This window comes from Rhodococcus sp. P4_F5 (assembly GCF_056401315.1).
The window spans coordinates 1-22,919 of record NZ_JBFUJP010000001.1 but is presented as its reverse complement, the minus strand read 5'-3'; the positions used below and the strand labels follow the sequence as shown (position 1 = coordinate 22,919).

Below are 22,919 nucleotides of genomic sequence, written 5' to 3'. Positions count from 1 at the left end.
CAATCATTTTCGACAACGACAGGATGGCACTGTAACGTCCTCTCTACGTAATGACAATCGTTGTCGAAAGAGGTGATGTGGTGAGCGACCAGCGGACACCGCTCGTGGTGGTGGCGGGATGGTCGGAGGCAGTGCAGGCCGCGGTCGGGTCCCTGGCCGGGGAGGGCACGGTGGTGGTGCACCACGACCTGAGCCAGGTGCGGGAGGGCGTGGTGCGCCGGGCGGTGACCGGTGCCGACGGTGTCACCGACACCCAGATCCTGGAGCTTGCCCACGCCTGTGTGTCCTGCACCCTCCGGGAGGACCTGCTGCCGATGCTGCGCCGGCTGCACGCCCGCAGTTCGGTGCGGCGGATCGTGCTGCACCTGGACCGCACGCTCGAGCCGGAGGCGGTGTGCTGGGCCGTCGAGCACGTGCCGGTGGTCGGGGTGGTGGGCCAGATCGACGGCCCGGCCTCGCGGGACGTCCGGGTCGAGGCGGTGCTCACCTGCGTCGACGCCGAGAGCTGGTTCGACGACGCCACCGGCGACGACGACCTCGCGGACCGCGGACTGAACGCGAGCCCGGACGACGAGCGGACCGTCGCGCAGGTGGTGGTCGGCCAGGTGGACTACGCCGACGCGGTCGTGGTGTCCGCCCGCGGCGCCGACGGATGGCAGCAGGCGAAGCTGCACGCCGCCCTGGTGCGCCTCGCCCCGTCGGCGCCGATCGACTGGGTCGACGACGCCGGCGAGGTCGCAGCCGAGCAGCTGTTGCGCCGAGTCCCGCCGCACGCCCGACGGGGGGACGGACGCGACGCGCACTCGCCGCTGCTGCGCGGGCAGCCGCCGCTGGCCGCGGACTGCGGCCTCGCGCTCGTCGAGTTCGCCGCGGACCGGCCCTTCCACCCCGGGCGACTGCACGACGCGGTGGACGTGCTGCTCGACGGCGTCGTGACCGCGCGCGGGCGGCTGTGGCTGGCCACGCAGCCGGACCACGTGATGTGGCTGGAGTCCGCGGGTGGCGGACTGCGGGTGGCGTCCGCCGGCCGCTGGCTCGCCGCGATGACGCCCCAGGAGCAGGAGCGGATGCCGACCGCGCGGCGGGCGATGGCCGCGCTGCGCTGGGACGACCGCTTCGGCGACCGGGACACGTCGGTGGTGGTGCTGGTGCACGCCGCCGATCCCGGCGAAGTCGAGCGCGCCCTGCGGGGCGCGCTGGTCACCGACGACGAACTGCGTCGCGAGGCCGACTGGGCGCGCTGGCCCGACCCGTTCGGGCAGTGGCACGAGGACCCCTGCGAGACGGTCGACGGGGCGTCGCGGGACGCCGAGTACAGCAACACCACCGACACCGACAGAGAGGCCCGATCATGAAGAACGGCATCCACCCCGACTACCACCCGGTGGTCTTCCAGGACGCGGGCACCGGGACGAGGTTCCTCACCCGGTCCACCGTGACCAGCGACCGCACCACCGAGTGGGAGGACGGCAACAGCTACCCCCTCGTCGTGGTCGACGTGACCAGCGAGTCGCATCCCTTCTGGACCGGCGCGGCGCGGGTGATGGACACCGCTGGTCGCGTGGAGAAGTTCGAGCGCCGCTACGGGCGACGTCGGCCCTGACCTGAGAAAAGCCCTGACCAGAGAAGTGAAGGAGAACAACCAATGGCAGTCCCCAAGCGCAGGATGTCCCGCTCGAACACCCGCAGCAGGCGGTCCCAGTGGAAGGCCACGGTCCCCGACCTGGTCGAGGTGACCGTCGGCGCAGTGGTGCACAGGGTGCCGCGCCGGCTGGTGCGGGCGGTGCAACTCGGCCGGTACGACCCCAGCAGGCGCTGACCCGACCTGCCGCTGGGACAGCAGCGTTCGCTCACGTCTCCGGGGCGCCCGCCACGGGTAATCTGGAGACGCTGAGCAGACAGCGACACGGGTGTTCGAGGAAAAGAGCGTGCCGTGGCCGACGCGGATCCACCGGCGACGCAGGACGACCTTCCCGGTTTCGATTCGGCCGGGGACATCGCCGCGGAGCTGAGCGCGTCCGGATTCGAGGGTTCCGAGGAGGTCGGGCGCGGCGGCTTCGGCGTCGTCTACCGCTGCCGGCAGAGTGCCCTCGGACGGACGGTCGCGGTCAAGGTGCTCTCGGCGTCACTCGACCGTGAGAATCGGGAACGCTTCCTGCGCGAGGAGTACGCGATGGGGAGGCTCTCGGGCCACCCGAACATCGTCGCGGTCTACCAGGTCGAGGTCACAGCGAGCGGCCGCCCGTTCATCGTGATGCCCTTCTGCGCGGCCGGCTCGCTCGAGGCGACGGCCCGTCGGGAAGGGCCGCTGGACTGGGGTGCGGCGCTGCGGGTCGGCGTGAAGTTGGCGGGCGCCCTCGAGACGGCACACGGCGCGGGAATCCTGCACCGCGATGTGAAACCCGCGAACGTCCTGCTCACCGACTACGGCGAGCCGCAACTCGCCGACTTCGGTATTGCCCGTATCGCCGGCGGGTACGAGACCACGGCGGGTGCGGTCACCGGGACGTTGGCCTTCACCGCGCCCGAGGTACTCGAGGGCGGTGCCCCGTCTGTGGCGTCGGACGTCTACGCGCTCGGTGCAACGCTGTTCTGCCTCGTGACGGGGCACGCCGCCTTCGAACGCAGGCCGGGCGAAGAGCCGGTGGCCCAGTTTCTGCGGATCGCTGCGAATCGGATACCGGACCTGCGCACGCAGGGGGTCCCGGACGTCGTGTGCGCCCTCCTCGAAGCGGCGATGTCGCGTCGCCCGTCCGCCCGCCCCCGCACGGCCGCCGAATTCGGCAACGCCCTGCGTGAGGCCGAGCTGCAGTGCGGGTTGGCGATCGACGAGATGGCGCTTCCCGTCGGCCCGGCGTACGGGCCGGACGGGGCGTCGGACGCAGCCGCGGCGACCGCACGGGACGGCTCGCCGTCGGGATGGAGCGTGCGCCGGGGCGCCACCGCCGACCGCACCGGGTTGGCCTCCCGCCAGACCCGCCCCCGTCGGCTGCCGTTGCCGCTGACCAGCTTCGTCGGGCGGGGCGCCGCGCTTGCCGAGATCGGCGAGCTCTTGGCCGCCGCGCGGCTGGTGACGCTGACCGGTCCGGGCGGTGTGGGCAAGACCCGTCTGGCGTTGGCGGCGGCGTCGGACTCGGCTTGGCGCGACGCCGTGTGGCTGATCGAGCTCGGTGCCGTGCTCGCGCCGGAGCAGCTCGTCGGCACGATCGCGGACGCGCTGGGTCTCGGGGACGAGCCGGTTCCCTCACGTGACCCGGCACGCGCCCTCGCCGACCGCCTCGCCGACTCGTGGGGCGATCGCGAGGCACTGATCGTGCTGGACAACTGCGAGCACCTGGTCGAGGAGTGCGGCCCGCTCGTGGAGGAGCTCCTGCACACCGTCGGCGGCCTGCGGGTGCTGGTGACCAGCCAGCGGGTCCTCGGGGTGGGCGGCGAACACGTCTACCCGGTGCCGCCGCTGACGCTGCCCGCTCCTGCCGACGACGCGGCCGAGGGCGCGGGGGAGAGCGACTCCGAGGCGGTCGAACTCTTTGCCGCGCGGGCGCGCGCGGTGTCTCCGGAATTCGCCGTCACGGCCGCCAACCGGGCCGCCGTCGACCGGCTGTGCCGGGAGTTGGACGGCGTGCCACTGGCCATCGAACTGGCGGCAGCCCGGATCCGCGCGTACGGCGTGGACGAGATGCTGCAGATGCTTGCCGACCGGTTTCGGTTGTTCGCCACGGGCAACCGTGCGGCAGATCCGCGGCACCGTTCCCTGCGGGCACTGGTCGAATGGAGCTACGACCTGCTCACCGGGCCGGAACGGGACGTGTGGGCGATGGTGTCGTTGTTCTCGGGCGACTTCACCGCGGCGGCCGCCGCCGAGGTCTGCGCGGGTCCGGCGTACCACGAACTGGACGTGCGGCTGATCCTCGCCTCCCTGGTCGACAAGTCGATGCTGTTGTCCGACACCGTGTCCGGAACCCGCCGCTACCGAATGCTGGTGACGCTGCGTGACTTCGGGCGCGAGCGGCTGGCCGAGTCGGACCTGGGGACGGAATGTGTGGAACGGTTCGTGCAGCGGTGCCGACGGCTCGCCGTCGAGTTCCGGCAGGGCTGGTTCGGCCCACACCAGCAGGCGGTGTACGACGCCGTCCACGCCGAACGGGAGAACATCCGGGCGGCGCTCGCGTACGGGAGGAGCGACGGGGAGCTCACCGCGCCGGCGATCGAGATCGTGACGTCCCTGCACTTCTACTGGCTGGCAAGTTGCAGCCTCTCGGAGGCGCGGCGGTGGCTGTCCGCGGCGCTCGAGTCCGGTGCGATCGACGACGCCGGACGGTCGCGGGCGTACTGGAGTTCGTCGATCGTGGCGATGCTGCAGAGCGACCGGGCGGTGGCACTCGACCATGCCCGGCGGTCGCGGGAGCTCGCGGTCGCGCTGGGGGACCGGACCAACGAGGGCTACGCCCAGTTCGCGCTGGGCTTCGCGGCGATCTGCGGCAACGACCTCGACCTTGCCCTGACGAGTTACCTGGACGCGTTGCAGTGTCACCGGGACACGGGCGACAGCGCGGCCGTCGCCGTCACCATCACCGGACTGCTCACCGGTCTGCCGCAGGGTGGACGCGTCGACACCCTCTCCCCGCGCCTGTGGCGCGAGGCGGCGGAGCTGTGCGCTGTCGTGGGGGAGAGATGGACGTTCGCCTATCTGACCTTCGCGCGTGGGTACGGCGCCTTCGTGGCCGGTGACCTCGCCGGAGCCCGCGAGCACGAACGCGAGTGCCTGCGCCTGGCGCGGGGTTTCGCCGATCGGATCCTGTGTGCCTGGGTCTTCGAGGTGACGTCCTGGATCGCGGAACGCCAGGGCGACTTCGAGCTGGCCGCGCGGATGCAGGGCGCGGCGGCCACCAGCTGGGCGTCGGGTGAGACGGCGATGCTGGGGTACGGCGGGATGCGGGATCAGCACGACGAGTCGAGGCGCCACGTCCGGGACGCACTGGGCGAGGCGCAGGCCGACCGACTGATCCAGCTGGGCGGCCGGCGGACTGTGCGGGAGAGCGTTGCCCTCGCCCTGGGGGAGGTGGACTGAGCCGGTCCGCACCGCACGCGCCGAGGCCGTGTGAGTGAATTGGGTCGGATCGGCGAACGGGGTGTGGAGGAATCGTGCTGCTGAAGGTGCTCGAGTTGGTCGGCGTCGTCGCCTTCGCCGCGTCCGGTTCGCTCGTCGCGGTCAGCAAACGCCTGGACATCTTCGGGGTGTGCCTGATCGGGCTGTTCACCGCGATCGGGGGCGGCGTGATCCGCGACGTGCTGCTCGGGATCACGCCGCCGACCGCGCTGAACACCTGGAAGTTCTTCACCACCGCCGTCCTGACCTCGCTGGTGGTGTTCTTCCTGCACGCGACGGTGCGCCGGCTGCGCCGGGAGATCTTGGTGTTCGACGCGGTGGGGATGGGGCTGTTCGCGAGCAGCGGCGCGGCGATCGCGCTGGAGGCGGGGGCCAGCGGCCAGGCCGCCTGCCTGATCGGCGCCACCACCGCCATCGGCGGCGGTGTGCTCCGCGACGTGCTGGTCAACGAGATGCCGTTGCTGCTCCACCGCGACCTGTACGCAATCCCGGCGCTGATCGGCTCGACGGTGGTGGTGGCGTGTTCGAACCTCGGCCTGACCACCGACGTCGGACTCGTGGCCGGCACCGTGCTGGCGGCCGTGATCCGGTTGCTGGCGCTGTGGCGGGACTGGAACCTGCCGGGCCCGCGATTGCTGCAGGATTGAACGACACGGCTCAGCACCCTCTCAGCCATATCTCAGTTCATAGGTTCAAACTATGAGCATGCGCATCCTGGTGGTCGACGACGACCGAGCCGTGCGGGAGTCACTCCGCCGGTCCCTCACCTTCAACGGCTACACCGCGGAGATGGCGGTCGACGGGCTCGACGCGCTCGAGAAGATCGCCGCCGAGCGGCCGGACGCGGTGGTCCTGGACGTGATGATGCCGCGGCTGGACGGTCTCGAGGTGTGCCGGCGGCTGCGTAGCGCCGGCGACGACCTGCCGATCCTGGTGCTCACCGCCCGGGACTCGGTCTCCGAGCGGGTGGCCGGGCTCGACGCGGGCGCCGACGACTACCTGCCCAAGCCCTTCGCGCTCGAGGAGTTGCTGGCCCGGCTGCGCGCGCTGTTGCGCCGGGCGATCCCGGAGGTCGGCGAGGACTCGGAGACGATGACGTTCGAGGACCTCACGCTGGACCCGGTGACCCGCGAGGTCACCCGCGCCGGCCGGTCGATCAGTCTGACGCGCACCGAGTTCTCGTTGCTCGAGATGCTGATGGCCAATCCGCGCCGGGTGCTCACCCGCAGCCGCATCCTCGAGGAGGTGTGGGGTTACGACTTCCCGACCTCCGGCAACGCGCTCGAGGTCTACGTCGGCTACCTGCGCCGCAAGACCGAGGCGGACGGCGAGTCCCGGCTCATCCACACCGTGCGTGGCGTCGGCTACGTGCTGCGGGAGACGCCCCCGTGACGGCCGCCACCCACTCCGGGCCCATCCCGGTGGTCGAGCCGGACCCGGTGCCGCAGATGCGCCCGCCGATGCCGCTGACCCGGTCGGTGTCGCTGCGCTGGCGGGTGACCCTGCTGGCTGCCTCCGTGGTGGCAATTGCGGTGGCCGTCATGGCGATTGCCGCGTATGCCGTGGTGTCGCGGGCGCTGTACGCCGACGTCGACTCGCAGCTGCGCAGCCGTTCGGCCTCGCTGATCGACAACAATCTCGATGCCTTCGACTTCCGTCAGATCTCGATCGCGACGGTGTACTCCAAGGACATCAGCGTGGCGCTGATCTTCCCGGACATGACCGTCTACATGCCGCCGGGGTCGAACGCGCCCATCGGTGATGCCGAGATGTCCGTCGCCCGTGGCGAACACGAGTCCACCCTGCGTACCATCGGCGGCCAGCGGGTGCTGACGCAGAAGACCAACATCGGCAGCACCCTGGTGATCGCGCAGCGGCTGGCACCGACCGGGCAGGTGCTCGACCGGCTCGCCTGGGTGCTGTTCGTCGTCGGCGGCTGCGGGGTGATCCTGGCCGCGGTAGCGGGAATGGCGGTGGGACGTACCGGGTTACGTCCGATTGCCCGGCTCACCGCCGCGGCCGAACGGGTGGCGCGCACCGACGACCTCACGCCGATCCCGGTGACCGGCAACGATGAACTGGCGCGGCTGACGGTCTCCTTCAACACGATGCTGCGTGCGCTGGCCGAGTCGCGGGACCGGCAGACCCGGCTGGTCGCGGACGCCGGGCACGAACTCCGGACGCCCCTGACGTCGTTGCGCACCAACATGGAACTGCTCATCGCCTCCGGCAGACCCGGCGCCCCGCACATCCCGGACGAGGACATGGCGGAACTGCGGTCCGACGTGATCGCCCAGATCGAGGAGCTCTCCACCCTGGTCGGCGACCTGGTGGACCTGGCCCGCGAGGACGCACCGGAGACCGTGCACGAGCGAATCGACCTGCGGGACACCGTGGAACGCTCGCTCGAGCGGGTCCGTCGTCGGCGAAACGAGGTCGACTTCGAGGCGGAGACCACCTCCTGGTTCGTCTACGGTGACGGCGCCGGCCTCGCGCGGGCGGTGCTCAACGTGCTCGACAACGCGGCCAAGTGGAGCCCGCCGGGGCAGGCGGTCCGGGTGCGGATGAGCCAGATCGACGACGGACACCTCGCGTTGACGGTTTCCGACGCGGGGCCCGGAATACCCGTCGAGGACCGGCAATTGGTGTTCGAGCGGTTCTACCGGTCCACCGACGCACGGTCCATGCCGGGCTCGGGGCTGGGGTTGGCGATCGTCCGGCAGATGATCGTCAAACACGGTGGCACGGTGGAGGTCGGGGAGTCCGAACGCGGCGGCGCGCTGGTTACGATCGTGCTACCCGGCGAGGCGGACTTCGAGCCGGGCGAACGGCCGGAGGGCAGGTTCTAGGGGAACTGACAGGACGGTCTCAGGCGCCTCTCAGTCCACCGGTGTTGGCTGGAGGGTAACGAGATCGAATCGCAGTCGCGCCTCACGAGGGTGCGGCAGGGGAGAACGGAAGACAGGCACATGAGCGACGACCGCAGCGGCCAGCACAACCAGGGGCAGGATTCGTCCTGGGCCCCGCACCCGTCCCACCAGGACCCGAACCAGCCGCAGCAGCCGGCCCCGCAGCCGACCACCGAGCACCTGACGACCCAGCACCCGACCGCCGCGCAGTCGCAGTACCCGGGCTACCAACAGCAGGCGTACGGGCAGGCGCCGTACGGCGCCTACCAGCAGCAGGACGGCTACCGGCCCACCGAGCAGTACCCGACCGCGCCCGGCGGGTCCACCCCGACCGGACCGACGCCGAACGCCATGCCGACCGCGGTCGGTGCTCCCGGGCCGGCGAAGCCGAAGTCCGGGCGCACCGCCATCGCGGCAGGTGCGATCGCCCTGGCACTGGTCAGCGGTGGCATCGGCGGTGCCGTGGGTGCCTGGTCCGCCCAGGACGGCAACGGGTCCGGACCGGCGACCAACGCGCTCAGCGTGCCCAAGACCAATGCCACCCAGACCGCGAACGCGCCGGCCGGTTCGGTGCAGTCCGTCGCGCAGAAGGTGCTGCCCAGCGTGGTGCAGATCCAGGTCGTCGGATCCCGCGCCGAGGGCGAGGGGTCCGGTGTCGTCCTCTCGTCCGACGGGTTGATCCTGACCAACAACCACGTCGTGTCCGGGGCCGGCCCGGACGGCAAGCTGACCGTCGCCTTCTCGGACGGCACCACCGCCTCCGCGAAGATGGTCGGCACCGACCCCACCTCCGACATCGCCGTGATCAAGGCCGACGGCAAGACCGATCTCACCCCGATCGAACTGGGCGACTCGGAGAACCTGCAGGTCGGTCAGCAGGTGGTGGCGATCGGTTCCCCGCTCGGCCTGGCCGGCACCGTGACCACCGGCATCGTCTCGTCGCTGAACCGTCCCGTCTCGACCAGTGGCGAGTCCGGCAATCAGAACACCGTCATCGACGCCATCCAGACGGACGCCGCGATCAACCCGGGCAACTCGGGCGGTGCGCTGGTCGACATGGACGGCAGGCTGATCGGCATCAACACCGCGATCGCCTCCCTCGGCGGCGCCGCGGGCGGCCAGCAGGCCGGGTCGATCGGGCTCGGCTTCGCGATCCCCGTGGACCAGGCCCGACGCATCGCGGACGAGCTGACCAAGACCGGCAAGGCCACCCAGGCGATCGTCGGTGTCACGGTGTCCTCGCGGGACGCCTCGCACGGCGCGGGCGTGCAGGACGTCACCGCGGGCGGACCGGCCGACAAGGCCGGAATCCCCAAGGGCGCGGTGATCACCAAGGTCGACGACCGGATCATCGACAGCGGTGACGCGCTGATCGCGGCCATCCGTTCGCATGCCCCGGGCGACAAGGTGTCGATCACCTACACCGACCCCAACGGCAGCAACCCCAAGACGGTCGAGGCCACCCTCGACGCGGCGCCCACGCAGGGCGGCCGCTGATGATTTACGGGCACGTCGGGTACCCGGCCGCGTCGGGCACTACCGTAGGGATCATGGAAATCGAATCCCCGCTGTCCGGCCGCGCGCTCGTGGTGATCGTCGATGACCGGGCGGCGCACGGCGAAAGCGCCGACTCGATCGGACCGCTGGTCACCGAGCTCCTCAGCGAGGCGGGTTTCCTCGTCGACGCCACCGTCGCGGTGTCCGCCGACGAGGTCGAGATCCGCAACGCGCTGAACACCGCGGTGATCGGCGGCGTCGACCTGGTCATCTCGGTCGGCGGCACCGGCGTCTCACCCCGCGACGTGACCCCCGACGCGACGGCCGCCGTTCTCGACCGCGAGATCCCGGGCATCAGCGAGGCATTGCGGTCCTCCGGGCTGGCCGCGGGCGCGCTCGATGCCGGGCTCTCGCGCGGTCTGGTCGGGGTCTCCGGAAGTACCCTTGTGGTGAACCTGGCCTCCTCCCGCGCTGCCGTGCGCGACGGGATGGCCACGCTCACCCCGCTCGCCAGTCAGGTGATCGGTCAGCTTTCGGGGATCGAGGAGTAGGCCATCAGCGACCAGGCGCCTTCGCCGCGCCCCAGTCGGGACCCGATCGACCGGGCCCGGCTGGCGCGCATCTTCGGCGACGTCCTGCCCGAGACCACTCGCGACGAACGCCCCGACGGGTCGGCGCCGAACGACACCTCCGGTGACGAGTGGCTGCGCCGGCAGGTGCCTCCGCATCACGGCTGACCGCCCTCGGCGGACACGGTCGCCCGAACGAGCAGCCCGAATTGGCAAGCCAAACGGAAAGTGAACGGCCGGTGAACTGAAATTCCCGCATTTTCGCGGGAAATGGCAGACACGCCCGGGCCGTCCGCATATTTTGTGAACAATGTCCGAATTGAGCCGCATCGCACCCCAGGTGTGATGCGGCTCACGGCATTCTCCGCAACATTATCTGTTGCCTTGCAGGTCAGCCGCAGTTACCTTCCTCCGCGAGTCCGCCCCTTGAGGGGTCCGGCCGAGTCCGGACAACCGTGTCTCGGCCGGGTTGGATTACCGGTCCTACGAATGATCACCCGCAGTTCATCGAGTGGTCATCAACATTGGTAATACTTCGCCGGGCTTCGTGGACCGCAGCCTCTCGGAAAGCGGTTGCGTCCACACCTGGGCTCCGGAGGTCGGGGTCGAGACACTGCACTTCCTGTGAGGGGAACGAATGAGCGAGAACCGCAAGTCCGGCCTGCGCCGGGGTCGCGCTGCATACCTCGGTACCAGCGTCGGCGCCGCCGTGGTTGCGATCGGGCTGCTGTCCACGGGCGTTGCCGCTGCCGACACCTTCGTGCCGCTTCCCGACGGCTCCAAGGACGCCCCCGGTGTCGTGGTCACCCGCACCGGCGAGAGCGCCCTGATCTCGCCGTCGCTGGCCTCGAACGGCGCGGGCCGCACCGCGTGGGTCTCGGGCATCGTCACCGCCGACGTCACCGGAATCACCAAGGAGACCGAGGCCGGCCCGACCAACGGCGCGAAGGGCGACGCCGGCACCAACAACTCCTCCACTCACGGCGTCTCCCGGATCAACACCGGCTACATCGTCGGCTGCCAGGTCGACATCACCGGCCTCAGCGGCTCCTTCGGCGGCGGCATCAGCCTCGACGGCCCCTCGATGTCCGGGTCGCTGTCGATCCCGGTCTCCGCAGGCCAGGTCAAGTTCGTCAACGTCGTGGGCAAGGACCTCAAGAAGAACGGCAAGTTCTCAGTCGAGTACCAGGACACCCAGCTCGAGGTGCAGAACTGCGGCGGTTACGCCCAGGCCCGGGCGTACACGGTTGTCGAGATCGTCGGCGACAACTACTCCAAGACCACCCTGTACGGCCAGCCGTTCAGCGTCGGCTGACCCGGCTCGACGCCCTTCTTCTCTGACTTGCCCATCCTCTCTCCGTTAGCGAGAGAACTACCCGCACAGGGGAATTCATGAACATCAGCAAGAATGGCCTGCGCCTCGCGGCGGTCGGTGCCGCCGCTACCGTCGCCGTCGGCTTCTTCTCGGCCGGTGCCGCCAACGCGGACGCCCTCGTTCCGTTGCCGGACGGCTCGACCTCCAGGACCCTGGTCGACGGCACCGTCGTCACCGTCACCCGCACGGGCGAGTCCGCGACCGTCTCGCCGTCGATGGGAGCGACCCCGCTGCACCGCAACGTGTGGGTCTCCGGCTCCACCAAGGTCGAGCTGTCCGGACCCAACGCCGACGGCGGCAAGATCGAGCCCGGCTACGTCGTCGCCTGCCAGGCGAGCCTCGGCGGCAAGGCCACCGGCGACACCGGCATCGGTTCCAACTGGGACGGTTCCAAGACGTCGCAGTCCGCAAAGGAAGCCGGCACCGTCTCCCTCGGACCGGGGCAGGCCGTGAACTACCGGATCCTCGACCTCGAGAAGGCCGACGAGTTCGGCAGCGAGTCGCACACCGGCGCGAACTCCTTCAAGGGCAAGAGTGGCAGCGTGACCTGGGCCGACTCCACCATGGCGGTCAACGGTTGCGCCGGCTACGCCCAGGCGCGCTCCTACGTGAAGGTCACTGCCAACACGAAGAACGTGAGCAGCGTCGTCACCCTGTGGGGGCAGCCCTTCAGCATCGGCTGACCGCGCCGCACAGACCGGGCCGGGGATCGACGCAGACGCGTCGGTCCCCGGCCCTTTTCCTTTGGTCGTCAGGTGTGCGGGCTGTTACGTGGCGTCGTGTCGCGTAAACGCCGCAGTGCTCACGGTTAAGGATCTGTAAAGGAGAGCTCGCGCCCCTTACGGCAGACAAAACCTCCCCCCTAGCTTGTGCAGGGCAAGCAAGCGAACCCCGGCCCCGCCACCGCCGTCGGGACCGGGGTTGCTCGAACCTGTGAGGGGAACGAATGAGTGTGATCGGGAAGTCCAGTCCGCGTGGGGTTCGGGTGGTCGGTGTGGGTGCCGCGGTTTTGGTGCTCGGTGTGCTGTCGGTGGGCGTCGCGCAGGCGGACACATTCGTGCCGTTGCCGGACGGGTCGAAGGCGGGGCCGGGGGTGACGGTGTCGCGGACCGGTGAGAGCGCGGTGATCTCGCCGTCGTTGGCCGCCAACGGTGCCGGCCGGGCGGCGTGGGTGTCGGGGACGGTGACGGCGGACGTGTCCGGGGTCTCGGGTGAGGGTGAGGCGGGTCCGAGCAACGGTGCGGCGGGTGCGCCGGGGACGAACAACTCGTCCACGCATGGGGTTTCGCGGATCAGTACCGGATACATCGTGGGGTGTCAGGTGGACATCACCGGTCTCGGTGGCTCGATCGGCGGGGGCATCAGTCTGGACGGGCCGTCGATGTCGGGGTCGTTGACCGTGCCGGTGTCGGCGGGGCAGGTGAAGTTCGTCAACGTCGTGGGCAAGGACATCAAGAAGAACGGCAAGTACTCGGTCGAGTACCAGGACACGCAGCTCGAGGTGCAGAACTGCGGCGGGTACGCGCAGGCGCGGTCGTACACGGTGGTCGAGGTCGTGGGTGACAACTACTCGAAGACGACGTTGTACGGCCAGCCGTTCAGCCTCGGCTGACCAGTCGTTCCTTCTTTCTCGTTCACCGTTCCTTCGTCCCGCCCGTGGGTGGGATGTTCTTCCGCAGAGGAGTTTTCATGAGTTTCAGTGGTGTGGGCCTGCGTCGCGGGCTGCAGGTGGCGTCGGTCGGATCGGTGGCCGCGGTGGCGGTCGGGTTCTTGTCGGTGGGTGCGGCGAGTGCGGACACGTTCGTGCCGTTGCCGGACGGGTCGGTGACCAGGACGTTGGCGGACGGGACGGTGGTGACAGTGACCCGGACCGGGGAGTCGGCGACGGTGTCGCCGTCGATGGGGGCGACGCCGTTGCATCGCAATGTGTGGGTGTCGGGGTCGGCGCGAGTGGAGTTGTCGGGGCCGAACGCGGAGGGTGGGGACATCGAGCCCGGCTACGTGGTGGGGTGTCAATTGGCGCTCGGCGGTGAGGTCGGCGCGGAGTCGGGGATGGAGTCGGACTGGGCGGGCGAGGCGCCGGGTCAGTCGGCGGCAGGTGAGGCGGGGGTGTCGATCGGTCCGGGGCAGGCGGAGTCGTTCTCGGTGTTGGATCTGGAGTCGGCGGACGATTTCGGCGGGGAGTCGCATTCGGGGTCGAACTCGTTCTCGGGTACCTCGGGTTCGGTGACGTGGGCGGATTCGACGATGGCGGTGAACGGGTGTGCGGGGTATGCGCAGGCGCGGTCTTTTGTGAATGTGACGGTGGAGACGTCGAGTGTGTCGAGCACGGTGACGTTGTGGGGGCAGCCGTTCAGTATCGGCTGACGAACCGGGGCAAGGCCGGGAAGCAGTCGCAGGGATCGAACGCCGCTGGGCCCGTACCGAATTCGGTACGGGCCCAGCACGGTCTCTGTGCGCAGGAACTCAGGCAGGGTCGCGGCGCGCGCTCTCGGCGAGCAGGTCACGGATCTCGGTGAGCAGTTCGACGTCGGTGATGGCGGCGGCTTCCTCGACCGTGAACCGCTTCTTGGCGTGGGTGTACGGCACGATCAGGATGAAGTACACGACGGCGGCGATGATGACGAAGTTGATCGCGGCGGTGATCACCGCCCCGATGTTCACGAAGGTCTCGGCATTGCCGGAGATGATCTCGAAGCCGAAGCCCATCTCCTCCGAGCCGCCGAGGGCCGCGACGAGCGGGTTGACGATGTTCTCGGTGAACGCGGTGACGATCGCGGTGAATGCAGCGCCGACGACGACGGCGACGGCGAGGTCGAGCACGCTCCCGCGGAGCAGGAAGTCCTTGAAGCCCTTGAGCATGGATGTCTCCGTTTCGTACTGGCGCCGGACGCGCGGCTTTCGGTGAAAGGCTAAGGACTTCCGCCACGGCAGGGCAAGGCAGACACGCGGTGTGCTCAGTGGAAGGTCACGGCGAGGGCGCTCGAAAGCGAGGCCGCGGCCACCGTGGTCGCCGCGGTCGCGGGCAGCGCCAGCATCACCACACGCTCGCGGGGGTTACGGCCGGAATCCTTGGGGGACAACAGGACCACGGTCGCCGAGGCCGCCAAGACCCGGGCATCGGGCGACTGTTCGCCGGCCACCGTCAGCACGTCCACCCGGTCGCCCTCGCGCAGCAGGTCGGCGACCTGGGGGTCGGCGAGGCGGATGGGGACGACCCGGGCATCGGGCACTCCGGCCGCAGCGGCGACGAGCCGGGGGCCGAGGATGCGGACATCGGTGACCGGTTCGCCCGCACGGGCGGGTCCGGCGAGGGTGTGGCCGGTGGCCTCGTCGACCCGGCGCAGGGCGCCCGCCGGGACGGCGCCGGCGCTCAGCGGGGTCAGCCGCAGGTCGTCGGGGCGCAGCACCGTGCCGGGGGAGAGGTCGCGGGCGGTGGCCACCACCTGCACCTGGTCGCCGGCCGGGTGGCCACGGACGAGCAGCGCCACGGCGACCGCGGTCAGCGCGGCGGCCGCGACCCGTCGGGCCATGGTGGTGTGCGCTCGGCTCGGCCTGGCCAGTGCGGCAAGCCGGTCGACCAGGGTGGGACTCAGACGGTCGCGACGGGTCTCGGATGCGCGGTCCATGGACTCACGCTACGGGCGCACCGGGGCCCGGACGGTGCCGCCGGAGCCTTCCTGTGGATGGATCCGGCGGCTGTGGAGAACCGGGAACTAGCTGGCAGCGGCGGTGCTGGCGGCGGCAGGCGCGGCAGCGGGGGCGCTGGTGGACGAGGAATCGGACTTCGTCGCGGACGAGTCGGACTTGGTGGATGCGGCCTCGCTCGCGGTGGTGGAGCCGCCGCGGCTGTCGGTGCGGTAGAAGCCGCTGCCCTTGAACACGATGCCCACCGAGTTGAACAGCTTGCGCAGCTTGCCGGAGCACTCCGAGCACACGGTCAGGCTGTCGTCCGTGAACGACTGCACGATGTCGAATCGGTTGCTGCACTCGGTACAGGCATAGGAGTAGGTCGGCACTGAAGGTTCCTCCGCACGGGGTACACAGGCCTGCCGTAGTGATACCGCAGGCATTGGCACTTTACAGTCAGGAGTGCCAACGCCGCTAATCAGCTTCCTATTCCCCCGGGCCGGGCGGGCGGCCCAACGGCTGCAGTCCGCCGAGGGGGGTCAGCGCCCAACCCATGCGGACGTCGTGCGGGTCCTCGGGCAGGACGTCGACCAGTTCGCGGTCGCGCACCACCGCCACCAGGCGGGCACCGGCGTCGGCCAGTCCGAGGGTGCGGTCGTAGAACCCGGCGCCGCGTCCGAGTCGCACCCCGCCGCGGTCGACGGCCAGGGCGGGCACCAGGACCACGGAGGCGTCCGACACCGCCTCCGGGGGCAGATGCGGCGTCGCCGGCTCGCGCAGCCCGAACGCCGCGGGCACCAGCGCGTCCAGAGACTCGAACACAGCCCAGTGCAGGGGCCCGGGCTCCCGGGCGATCGGCAGCAGCACCCGCAGGCCCGCGTCGCGCAGCGTGACCAGCAGGTCCGTCGACCCGGGTTCGGTGCCGACCGGGACATAGGCGCAGACCGTGCCCGACGCGGCCAGCGTGCGGGCCGCATCGGCCAGCGCCGCGGCCTCCGCGGCACGCACCGTGGTGTCGAGCGCGCGGCGTTCGGCGAGGATCCGCTCGCGCCACTGGTTCTTGGTCACCGTCATAGTTCCTGTCTCCGAGTGCACCTACGGTGCCCGAGGCGGTGGACACCGCTCTGGCAACCCTAGAATCTCGTGCGCACGGACGAGGTAGATAGGGTGTGCGCATGACACAGGGCGGGACCAACGAGACACGGCACTTCCGCACGGCGGTGGTGCCCGCGGCAGGCTTGGGGACCAGGTTCCTTCCTGCAACCAAGACGGTACCCAAGGAGTTGCTCCCGGTCGTGGACACTCCGGGCATCGAGCTGGTCGCGGGTGAGGCCGCCGATTCCGGCGCATCGCGCCTGGTCATCGTCACCTCGGAGGGCAAGGACGGCGTCGTCGCGCACTTCGTCGAGGACCTGGTGCTCGAGAGCAAGCTGATGGCCAGCGGCAAGTCGCACCTGCTCGAGAAGGTGCGCAAGGCGCAGGGCCTGATCGAGGTGGAATCCGTCGTCCAGGACGAGCCGCTCGGCCTCGGGCACGCGGTCTCCTGTGTCGAGTCGGTGCTCGACGACGACGAGGACGCCATTGCGGTGCTGCTCCCGGACGACCTGGTGATGCCTCGCGGTGTGCTCGACACCATGGCCCGGGTGCGCGCCAAGCGGGGCGGCAGCGTCCTGTGCGCGATCGACGTGCCCAAGGACCAGGTGAGTGCCTACGGCGTCTTCGAGGTCGAGGACCTCCCGGATGCCGTCAACCCGGATGTGCTCAAGGTGACCGGGATGGTCGAGAAGCCGAAGGTCGAGGACGCGCCGTCCACCTTCGCGGCGGCCGGACGCTACCTGCTGGACCGGGCGATCTTCGACGCGTTGCGCCGGATCACCCCGGGGCAGGGAGGCGAGCTGCAGCTGACCGACGCGATCGCGTTGCTGATCTCCGAGGGCCATCCCGTGCACGTGGTGGTGCACCGCGGTTCGAGACACGACCTCGGAAATCCCGGAGGCTACCTGCGCGCTGCGGTTGACTTTGCGCTCGACAGTGAAGAATACGGACCGTCGCTGCGTGAATGGCTCACCCAGAGATTGCAGCAGACGGGACAGTAGTGGGGTCGGGAGGCAGTGACTACATGCGCTCGGTTGAGGAGCAGCAGACCAGGGTGACCGCCGCCGCGGTTGCGCCCCGGCCGGTGCGTGTCGCGATCTCCGAGGCGCAGGGCTTGCTCTGCGCGGAGGAAGTGGTCACCGAGCGGCCCCTTCCCGGATTCGACCAGGCGGCCATCGACGGCTACGCGGTGCGGGGCGTCGACGTCGCGACCGCAGGCACCGATCTGCGCAGCGAGGACGGCGAGCCGGCCGACCTGACACTGCCGGTGGTCGGCGAGGTGTCCGCCGGATCCCGTCAGCCGACGCGCCTGCAGCCCAGGCAGGCCGTGCGGGTCGACACCGGCGCGCCGATGCCCACCCTCGCGGACGCGGTGCTGCCCCTGGACCGCACGGACGGCGGCCTCCACCGCGTCAAGGTGCTGGCGCCGGTGCGGTCCGGCGACTACGTCCGCAGGATCGGCGACGACGTCCAGCCCGGCGACGTCGCGGTCCGGGCCGGCACCATCATCGGCGCGGCCCAGGTGGGGCTGCTTGCCGCGGTCGGCCGCGACAAGGTGTTGGTGCACCCCCGCCCGCGGCTGTCGGTGATCTCGGTCGGCGGCGAGCTGGTGGACGTCGACCGCACCCCCGGGCCGGGCCAGGTGTACGACGTGAACTCCTACGCGTTGGCCGCGGCCGCGCGGGATGCGGGCGCCGACGTGAACCGCGTCGGGATCTCCGGATCCGACCCGGGACGGCTCCGTGAGGTGGTCGAGGGGCAGCTGATCCGCTCGGAGATCGTCGTCATCGCCGGCGCGGTCGGCGGCGGGGCGTCCGACCAGGTTCGTGAGGCGCTGAGCGAACTGGGCGACCTCGAGGTCGAGCGGGTGGCCATGCATCCGGGGTCGGTGCAGGGCTTCGGCCAGCTCGGCCGTGACGCGGTGCCGACCTTCCTGCTGCCGTCGAACCCGGTCAGTGCGCTCGTGGTGTTCGAGGTGATGGTGCGGCCGCTGATCCGGATCGCGCTGGGCCGTCGGCAGCCGATGCGCCGAGTCGTCACCGCGCGGACCGTCTCGCCGATCACCTCGATCAAGAACCGCAAGGGCTTCCTGCGCGGGCAGTTGATGCGCGACGAGTCGACCGGCGAGTACCTGGTGCAGGCGCTCGGCGGCGCGCCGGGCGCGTCCTCACACCTGCTGGCCACTCTCGCCGAGGCGAACTGCCTCGTCCTGATCGACCCGGACACCACGGAGGTCAGGACCGGGGACGAGGTCGACGTGGCTTTCCTCGCTCAACGGGGCTGAGGCACGTGACGAACTCGCTGCGACGGTACTCCGTCCATCCCGGCTGGCCGATGGCGCTCGGACCGCTCGTCGTGCCCGCCGGTCGGGTCACGCTGCGGCCGATCCGTCTGCGCGATGCCTCGGCCTGGAGCCGGATCCGGACCCGCGACCAGGGCCACCTCGAGCCGTGGGAACCGACCGGCGAGGGGCCGTGGGACGCGCGGCACCACATCGCCAACTGGCCCGGCCTGTGCTCGTCGTTGCGCTCCGAGGCACGCAAGGGCCGGATGCTGCCGATGGTGATCGAGCTCGACGGCAAGTTCTGCGGGCAGATCACGATCGGCAACGTCATGCGTGGCGCCCTGCGCTCGGCGTGGATCGGCTACTGGGTGACCCGGGAGGTGGGGGGTCAGGGCGTCGCGACGGCGGCGCTGGCGCTGGGCCTGGACCACGCGTTCGGCCCGGTGGGCCTGCACCGGGTCGAGGCCACGGTTCGCCCCGAGAACCATGCCAGTCAGGCCGTGCTCCGCAACGTCGGTTTCCGCGAAGAGGGCCTGCTGCGGCGATACCTCGACGTGGACCACGAGTGGCGGGACCACCTGCTGGTCGCGATGACGATCGAAGAGGTCGAGGGCACGGTCGCCGACCGGCTGGTTCACGCGGGCAAGGCGGCCTGGGGCTGAGCCCTCGCTCCGAGTCACCAATTTCGCCGGCCGTGGTCCCCGTGCCGACCTGCCCGTTCACCCCCCTGGCTACTTTCTCGCTACCCGGTGTGCGGGACTGCGGCAGTAGTGACTAATGTGACAAGAGGGAAAGGTGAGTCGGCGCGTCTACGGGCAACTTTGCGTCGGGACAACTAGCCTGACAAGACCAACTGGGTCAAATGTGCTGGTAGATGACTTGGAGGGAGGTCGCCGGTATGCCGAGCTCGTTTGTGTGGATCGCGCTGGTCGTGATGTGGCTGTTCGTGCTGCTTCCCATGCAGGTCAAGCGTCGGCCCCGGATCCGGCAGACCACAGACGCGGCACTCGCGACGCGAGTGCTCGACCGCGACCAACTCGCCCGCCAGAACAAGCGTGGCCCCGCGGCCGGACATCGGAGCGACCCGAACTGGGTCAGCGACCCCAACCGCCCCATGCATGCGGAGGACTGGATGGACGCCCACGCACAAACCGACGCGACTCTCGACGAGCGGTACCGCTCGGAGTCGGAGTACGACGAACCCGGAGACGCCCGCGAGTTCGTGCCGATGCGCCGCGGTCGCGGTGGTTTCGACCCCGAGGCCGACGCCATCGCCCGTGCGGCCCGGTACGCGTTCCGCCAGCGTGCCCTGCTGCTCCTGGTGCTCACCGCGATCATGTCGGCGGCCCTGGGAATCGTCATCTCCGCGACCCTGTGGTGGGCCTGTGCTGCCGCGGTCGCAGGGATCGGCGGATACCTGGCGTACCTGCGCCGGCAGGTGCAGATCGAGCAGGAGATCCGTCGCCGGCGTACGGCCCGGCTCGGTCGCTCCCGGCTCGGCGTCGAGTCCCGCGAGGACGAGGAGTTGCGCCTCATCCCGGCGCGGCTGCGTCGGCCCGGTGCGGTGGTGCTCGAGGTCGACGACGGGGACCCGGCCTTCGACCACCTCGACTACTACGACGTCGACATTCTCGAGGACGGCGCGCGGCAGGAGATGCGCCGAGTTGTCGGGCAGTAGCCCGTGTCGGCCGCGGAGTCGGATGCCGCGCCCGAGCGGATCGTGTTGCTTCGCCACGGCGAGTCGGAGGCGAACGTCGACCCGTCGATCTACGAGCGGGTCCCGGACTACCGGATCCCGCTGACCGCGCGCGGTGTCGCCCAGGCGCGTGAGGCAGGCGAGCGGCTCCGCGAGCAGTTCCGCGGCCGGAAAGTCTGCGTGTACGTCTCGCCGTACCTGCGAGCCCACCAGACCCTCGAGGCGCTCGGCATCGACGACCTGATCGATCGTCAGATCGAGGAACCGCGGCTACGTGAACAGGACTGGGCCAACTACCAGGACCCTCGGGCGATCGCTCGGCAGACCGAGTTGCGGAACACCTACGGTCACTTCTTCTACCGGTTCGCCGAGGGCGAGTCCGGCGCGGACGTGTTCGACCGGGTGAGCACGTTCCTGGAGACGCTGTACCGGCACTTCGCCAAGCCCGGGTATCCGCCGAACACCCTGGTGGTGACCCACGGCCTCACCATGCGCCTGTTCTGCATGCGGTGGTTCCACTGGTCGGTCGAGTACTTCGAGTCCTTGGAGAACCCGGGTAACGCCGAGACTCGGTCGTTGGTCCGCGAACCGGATGGCCGGTTCTCGCTCGAGCACCCGTTCGGGCAATGGCGGAGTACGGCTGAGGGGCACACGGTCCTGCACGCAACCGCGGCCTCCGGGTCGGCCCAGCCTGGCTTCGCAAACCCCGCCTGACCGGCCGATTTTATTCTCGAGGTGAGCTCCTGCTACAGTTGCCGAGCGCTCTTCCGGGAGCGTGGTTAGGGGCTGTGGCGCAGTTGGTAGCGCGCTTCGTTCGCATCGAAGAGGTCAGGGGTTCGATTCCCCTCAGCTCCACCAAGTTCATCTGATCTACGACGCCATCCGCGCTGCGGGTGGCGTCTTTTTTGTTCCCGCACCGGCGCGAAGCTTCGCAGACGCACGGGTCCGGGCGATTTGTGCGGCGGTGTCGGAAATCGCCGGTGATTTGCCGAACATTCGCCCAGCTAGTCCGCGAAAGCGCCATTGAAGATTCAAACGATGTGCTCTACTCCAGATCGACTCGGCACATGTGGGCACCGTCTCGGTGTAGCTGCGTGTGTGTCGGAGAGAACCGAAGGGGAGCGGGGCGGCGGTCAGCTGCCCCGCTTCGTTGTGGAGAGGAATCTATGTCTGTAGGAAACACCCGCCGGGTGATCGGTGGTGTGAGCGCATTCGCCGTGGCAGCGGGGTTCGCCGTCACCGCCGGCGTCGGCGTGGCAGGTGCGGCGCCGGGCTCGATCACCTGGACCGACGGCAACAGCAAGTTCACCCGCACGATCAGCGACGTCACGCCGGGCGAAGGCGACATCATCACGTCGTCGACGAAGTTCGAGCGGACTGGAGGCGTCGGAGAGTACGTCCAGGCCGTCAAGGTCTTCCGCCCGTCGTGCATGACCTACGTGGACGGCTCGGCGAAGATGAACGGCTCGGTCATCGGCCTCGAGAGCCAGGCGGCGGACTACACGAGGGTGACGGGCAGCTGGCCGGTCGGCGCGCTGATAGGCGGGACTCCGAGAACCTTCGAGTTCTCGTACAAGGTCGGCGCGAACTGCGACCGCGATGTCGCACTGAACACGGGTATGGACTACAGCGGCTCGCTGGGTAGCGGTGGCTACTCCACCCAGGGTCCGACGATTTCGGTGCGCAAGAACGTCWCSACSACGGCGTTGGCYGCGGTGCCTGCGGGTGTGAAGGTGGGTCAGTCGGTTCCGTTGAGCGCGACGGTCACCGGTGGTGTCGACGGCAACGTCGTSGAGTTCTACGACGGGACCACCAAGCTTGGTCAGGGTCCGCTCGCGGCCGGCAAGGCGACGTTCGCGTGGACGCCTGCCGCCGCCGGTGGTCACAGTCTGACGGCGAAGTTCCTGGGTACGGCGAAGGCCAACGAGTCGGTCTCGGCGGCGCAGAACGTGCCGGTCTCCCCGGTGGACGTCGTCACGACGACTGCGGTGTCCGGTCCGGCCACCGCGGTTGCCGGTGCGGACGTGGTCCTGAACGTGCAGGTTTCGCCGGCCCCCAACGGTGGCACGGTGCAGTTCAAGGATGGCGCCACCAACATCGGTGGTCCGGTCACGCTCGGTGCGGACGGCAAGGGGTCGATCACGCAGAAGTTCGGCACGGGTGCACGCAGCATCACCGCGGTGTACTCGGGTGCGGGTGAGTTCCTGACCTCGACGTCGGCAGCGCACACTGTCGCGGTGTCGCCGGCTGATGTCGTGACCACCACGGTTGTGACGGGTCCGGCGACCGCGGTTGCCGGCACGGATGCCACGTTTGCGGTGCAGGTTTCGCCGGTTCCGGCGGGTGGCACGGTGCAGTTCAAGAATGGCGCCGAGAAYCTGGGTGGCCCGGTCACTCTCGACAACGAGGGCAAGGGCAGCATCACGCAGGCCCTGGCCAAGGGCGATCACCAGATCACGGCCGTCTACTCGGGTGCGGGTGAGTTCCTGACCTCGACGTCGGCGGCGCATGCGGTTGCGGTGTCGCCGGCTGATGTCGCGACCACGACGGTYGTGWCGGGTCCGGCYTCTGCTGTTGCGGGTGCGGATGTGGTTCTGAACGTGCAGGTTTCGCCGGCYCCGGCTGGTGGCACGGTGCAGTTCAAGGACGGCACTGAGAACCTGGGYGGCCCGGTCRCTCTCGACAACGAGGGCAAGGGCAGCATCACGCAGGCCCTGGCCAAGGGCGATCACCAGATCACGGCCGTCTACTCGG

Annotated in this window: 24 protein-coding genes and 1 tRNA gene; 21 read left to right on the top strand and 4 right to left on the bottom strand. The window is 69.8% G+C overall.

Annotation, left to right across the window (positions count from 1 at the left end; all coding sequences use genetic code 11):
* The first annotated feature begins 80 nt into the window (after positions 1-80).
* The 14 genes from mrf (at position 81) to AC1DU4_RS00060 (ending at position 13,827) form a co-directional block, all read left to right on the top strand.
* Positions 81-1,355 (top strand): ribosome hibernation factor-recruiting GTPase MRF, encoded by a 1,275-nt coding sequence (gene mrf, locus AC1DU4_RS00125; RefSeq protein WP_477836902.1) that lies wholly within the window; start codon positions 81-83, stop codon positions 1,353-1,355.
* The gene (locus AC1DU4_RS00120) at positions 1,352-1,603 is read left to right on the top strand and encodes a type B 50S ribosomal protein L31 (protein WP_072842864.1); all 252 of its coding nucleotides are present in this window, start codon (positions 1,352-1,354) and stop codon (positions 1,601-1,603) included. Before mrf ends, AC1DU4_RS00120 begins: the two co-directional genes overlap by 4 nt.
* A gap of 42 nt (positions 1,604-1,645) precedes the next feature.
* Positions 1,646-1,819 carry a 50S ribosomal protein L32 gene (gene rpmF / locus AC1DU4_RS00115; RefSeq protein WP_072842863.1) on the top strand — a complete coding sequence of 58 codons (174 nt, stop codon included), beginning with the start codon at positions 1,646-1,648 and terminating at the stop codon, positions 1,817-1,819.
* 114 nt (positions 1,820-1,933) lie between these two features.
* Positions 1,934-5,071 carry a protein kinase domain-containing protein gene (locus AC1DU4_RS00110; RefSeq protein ID WP_477836899.1) on the top strand — a complete coding sequence of 1,046 codons (3,138 nt, stop codon included), beginning with the start codon at positions 1,934-1,936 and terminating at the stop codon, positions 5,069-5,071.
* Positions 5,072-5,145: 74 nt separating this feature from the next.
* Entirely contained in the window at positions 5,146-5,757 is a 612-nt protein-coding gene (locus AC1DU4_RS00105; RefSeq protein WP_477836897.1) for a trimeric intracellular cation channel family protein, read from the top strand.
* 52 nt (positions 5,758-5,809) lie between these two features.
* The gene (locus AC1DU4_RS00100) at positions 5,810-6,502 is read left to right on the top strand and encodes a response regulator transcription factor (protein ID WP_477836895.1); all 693 of its coding nucleotides are present in this window, start codon (positions 5,810-5,812) and stop codon (positions 6,500-6,502) included.
* 56 nt (positions 6,503-6,558) lie between these two features.
* A complete protein-coding gene (locus AC1DU4_RS00095; protein WP_477837422.1) occupies positions 6,559-7,959 on the top strand; it encodes a HAMP domain-containing sensor histidine kinase in 1,401 nt (466 codons plus the stop codon).
* 120 nt (positions 7,960-8,079) lie between these two features.
* Positions 8,080-9,516, top strand: a complete 1,437-nt coding sequence (locus AC1DU4_RS00090) for a S1C family serine protease (RefSeq protein ID WP_477836893.1) — start codon at positions 8,080-8,082, stop codon at positions 9,514-9,516.
* A 53-nt stretch (positions 9,517-9,569) separates the two neighbouring features.
* Positions 9,570-10,067 carry a MogA/MoaB family molybdenum cofactor biosynthesis protein gene (locus AC1DU4_RS00085; RefSeq protein ID WP_174556753.1) on the top strand — a complete coding sequence of 166 codons (498 nt, stop codon included), beginning with the start codon at positions 9,570-9,572 and terminating at the stop codon, positions 10,065-10,067.
* Positions 10,068-10,070: 3 nt separating this feature from the next.
* A complete protein-coding gene (locus AC1DU4_RS00080; protein WP_477837421.1) occupies positions 10,071-10,253 on the top strand; it encodes a hypothetical protein in 183 nt (60 codons plus the stop codon).
* A 469-nt stretch (positions 10,254-10,722) separates the two neighbouring features.
* A complete protein-coding gene (locus AC1DU4_RS00075) occupies positions 10,723-11,400 on the top strand; it encodes an MspA family porin (RefSeq protein WP_477836891.1) in 678 nt (225 codons plus the stop codon).
* 77 nt (positions 11,401-11,477) lie between these two features.
* Entirely contained in the window at positions 11,478-12,143 is a 666-nt protein-coding gene (locus tag AC1DU4_RS00070; protein WP_072847433.1) for an MspA family porin, read from the top strand.
* A gap of 263 nt (positions 12,144-12,406) precedes the next feature.
* The gene (locus AC1DU4_RS00065; RefSeq protein WP_477836890.1) at positions 12,407-13,072 is read left to right on the top strand and encodes an MspA family porin; all 666 of its coding nucleotides are present in this window, start codon (positions 12,407-12,409) and stop codon (positions 13,070-13,072) included.
* Between the two features lie 77 nt (positions 13,073-13,149).
* Positions 13,150-13,827, top strand: coding sequence for an MspA family porin (locus tag AC1DU4_RS00060; RefSeq protein WP_477836888.1), 678 nt, complete (start codon positions 13,150-13,152; stop codon positions 13,825-13,827).
* Between the two features lie 99 nt (positions 13,828-13,926).
* Here the strand turns inward: AC1DU4_RS00060 and mscL are convergent, their stop codons facing one another.
* The 4 genes from mscL to AC1DU4_RS00040 all read right to left on the bottom strand — a co-directional run bounded on the left by mscL (position 13,927) and on the right by AC1DU4_RS00040 (position 16,164).
* Positions 13,927-14,322: a large conductance mechanosensitive channel protein MscL gene (mscL, locus tag AC1DU4_RS00055; RefSeq protein WP_477836886.1), complete on the bottom strand. Its 396-nt coding sequence runs from the start codon at positions 14,320-14,322 to the stop codon at positions 13,927-13,929.
* Positions 14,323-14,417: 95 nt separating this feature from the next.
* Positions 14,418-15,089 (bottom strand): SAF domain-containing protein, encoded by a 672-nt coding sequence (locus tag AC1DU4_RS00050; RefSeq protein ID WP_477836884.1) that lies wholly within the window; start codon positions 15,087-15,089, stop codon positions 14,418-14,420.
* 87 nt (positions 15,090-15,176) lie between these two features.
* A complete protein-coding gene (locus AC1DU4_RS00045; RefSeq protein ID WP_477836882.1) occupies positions 15,177-15,479 on the bottom strand; it encodes an FmdB family zinc ribbon protein in 303 nt (100 codons plus the stop codon).
* A 97-nt stretch (positions 15,480-15,576) separates the two neighbouring features.
* Complete coding sequence (locus AC1DU4_RS00040) at positions 15,577-16,164, bottom strand: 5-formyltetrahydrofolate cyclo-ligase (protein WP_477836880.1); 588 nt, start codon at positions 16,162-16,164, stop codon at positions 15,577-15,579.
* A 101-nt stretch (positions 16,165-16,265) separates the two neighbouring features.
* On the opposite strand from AC1DU4_RS00040, the gene AC1DU4_RS00035 reads away from it, so the two are divergent.
* The 7 genes from AC1DU4_RS00035 to AC1DU4_RS00005 form a co-directional block, all read left to right on the top strand.
* Positions 16,266-17,186, top strand: coding sequence for a UTP--glucose-1-phosphate uridylyltransferase (locus AC1DU4_RS00035; protein ID WP_072847439.1), 921 nt, complete (start codon positions 16,266-16,268; stop codon positions 17,184-17,186).
* A 23-nt stretch (positions 17,187-17,209) separates the two neighbouring features.
* A complete protein-coding gene (gene glp, locus AC1DU4_RS00030; RefSeq protein WP_072847443.1) occupies positions 17,210-18,469 on the top strand; it encodes a molybdotransferase-like divisome protein Glp in 1,260 nt (419 codons plus the stop codon).
* Between the two features lie 50 nt (positions 18,470-18,519).
* Positions 18,520-19,131 carry a GNAT family N-acetyltransferase gene (locus tag AC1DU4_RS00025; protein WP_477837420.1) on the top strand — a complete coding sequence of 204 codons (612 nt, stop codon included), beginning with the start codon at positions 18,520-18,522 and terminating at the stop codon, positions 19,129-19,131.
* A gap of 236 nt (positions 19,132-19,367) precedes the next feature.
* Positions 19,368-20,147, top strand: coding sequence for a divisome protein SepX/GlpR (gene sepX, locus AC1DU4_RS00020; RefSeq protein ID WP_477836878.1), 780 nt, complete (start codon positions 19,368-19,370; stop codon positions 20,145-20,147).
* Positions 20,148-20,150: 3 nt separating this feature from the next.
* A complete protein-coding gene (locus AC1DU4_RS00015; RefSeq protein ID WP_477836877.1) occupies positions 20,151-20,879 on the top strand; it encodes a phosphoglycerate mutase family protein in 729 nt (242 codons plus the stop codon).
* Positions 20,880-20,947: 68 nt separating this feature from the next.
* Positions 20,948-21,023 (top strand) — tRNA-Ala (locus AC1DU4_RS00010).
* Positions 21,024-21,331: 308 nt separating this feature from the next.
* Positions 21,332-22,919, top strand: a 1,588-nt coding sequence (locus AC1DU4_RS00005) for an Ig-like domain-containing protein (RefSeq protein WP_477836876.1), incomplete at its 3' end; no start/stop codon positions are given.

Excerpts from the sequence above, each read along its gene's own strand:
- AC1DU4_RS00120 (WP_072842864.1), top strand. The coding sequence starts at position 1,352 with ATGAAGAACGGCATCCACCCCGACTACCACCCGGTGGTCTTCCAGGAC.
- rpmF (WP_072842863.1), top strand. The coding sequence starts at position 1,646 with ATGGCAGTCCCCAAGCGCAGGATGTCCCGCTCGAACACCCGCAGCAGG.
- AC1DU4_RS00100 (WP_477836895.1), top strand. The coding sequence starts at position 5,810 with ATGAGCATGCGCATCCTGGTGGTCGACGACGACCGAGCCGTGCGGGAG.
- AC1DU4_RS00095 (WP_477837422.1), top strand. The coding sequence starts at position 6,559 with ATGCGCCCGCCGATGCCGCTGACCCGGTCGGTGTCGCTGCGCTGGCGG.
- AC1DU4_RS00090 (WP_477836893.1), top strand. The coding sequence starts at position 8,080 with ATGAGCGACGACCGCAGCGGCCAGCACAACCAGGGGCAGGATTCGTCC.
- AC1DU4_RS00085 (WP_174556753.1), top strand. The coding sequence starts at position 9,570 with ATGGAAATCGAATCCCCGCTGTCCGGCCGCGCGCTCGTGGTGATCGTC.
- AC1DU4_RS00075 (WP_477836891.1), top strand. The coding sequence starts at position 10,723 with ATGAGCGAGAACCGCAAGTCCGGCCTGCGCCGGGGTCGCGCTGCATAC.
- AC1DU4_RS00070 (WP_072847433.1), top strand. The coding sequence starts at position 11,478 with ATGAACATCAGCAAGAATGGCCTGCGCCTCGCGGCGGTCGGTGCCGCC.
- AC1DU4_RS00065 (WP_477836890.1), top strand. The coding sequence starts at position 12,407 with ATGAGTGTGATCGGGAAGTCCAGTCCGCGTGGGGTTCGGGTGGTCGGT.
- AC1DU4_RS00060 (WP_477836888.1), top strand. The coding sequence starts at position 13,150 with ATGAGTTTCAGTGGTGTGGGCCTGCGTCGCGGGCTGCAGGTGGCGTCG.
- mscL (WP_477836886.1), bottom strand. The coding sequence starts at position 14,322 with ATGCTCAAGGGCTTCAAGGACTTCCTGCTCCGCGGGAGCGTGCTCGAC.
- AC1DU4_RS00050 (WP_477836884.1), bottom strand. The coding sequence starts at position 15,089 with ATGGACCGCGCATCCGAGACCCGTCGCGACCGTCTGAGTCCCACCCTG.
- AC1DU4_RS00040 (WP_477836880.1), bottom strand. The coding sequence starts at position 16,164 with ATGACGGTGACCAAGAACCAGTGGCGCGAGCGGATCCTCGCCGAACGC.
- AC1DU4_RS00035 (WP_072847439.1), top strand. The coding sequence starts at position 16,266 with ATGACACAGGGCGGGACCAACGAGACACGGCACTTCCGCACGGCGGTG.
- glp (WP_072847443.1), top strand. The coding sequence starts at position 17,210 with ATGCGCTCGGTTGAGGAGCAGCAGACCAGGGTGACCGCCGCCGCGGTT.
- AC1DU4_RS00025 (WP_477837420.1), top strand. The coding sequence starts at position 18,520 with ATGGCGCTCGGACCGCTCGTCGTGCCCGCCGGTCGGGTCACGCTGCGG.
- sepX (WP_477836878.1), top strand. The coding sequence starts at position 19,368 with ATGCCGAGCTCGTTTGTGTGGATCGCGCTGGTCGTGATGTGGCTGTTC.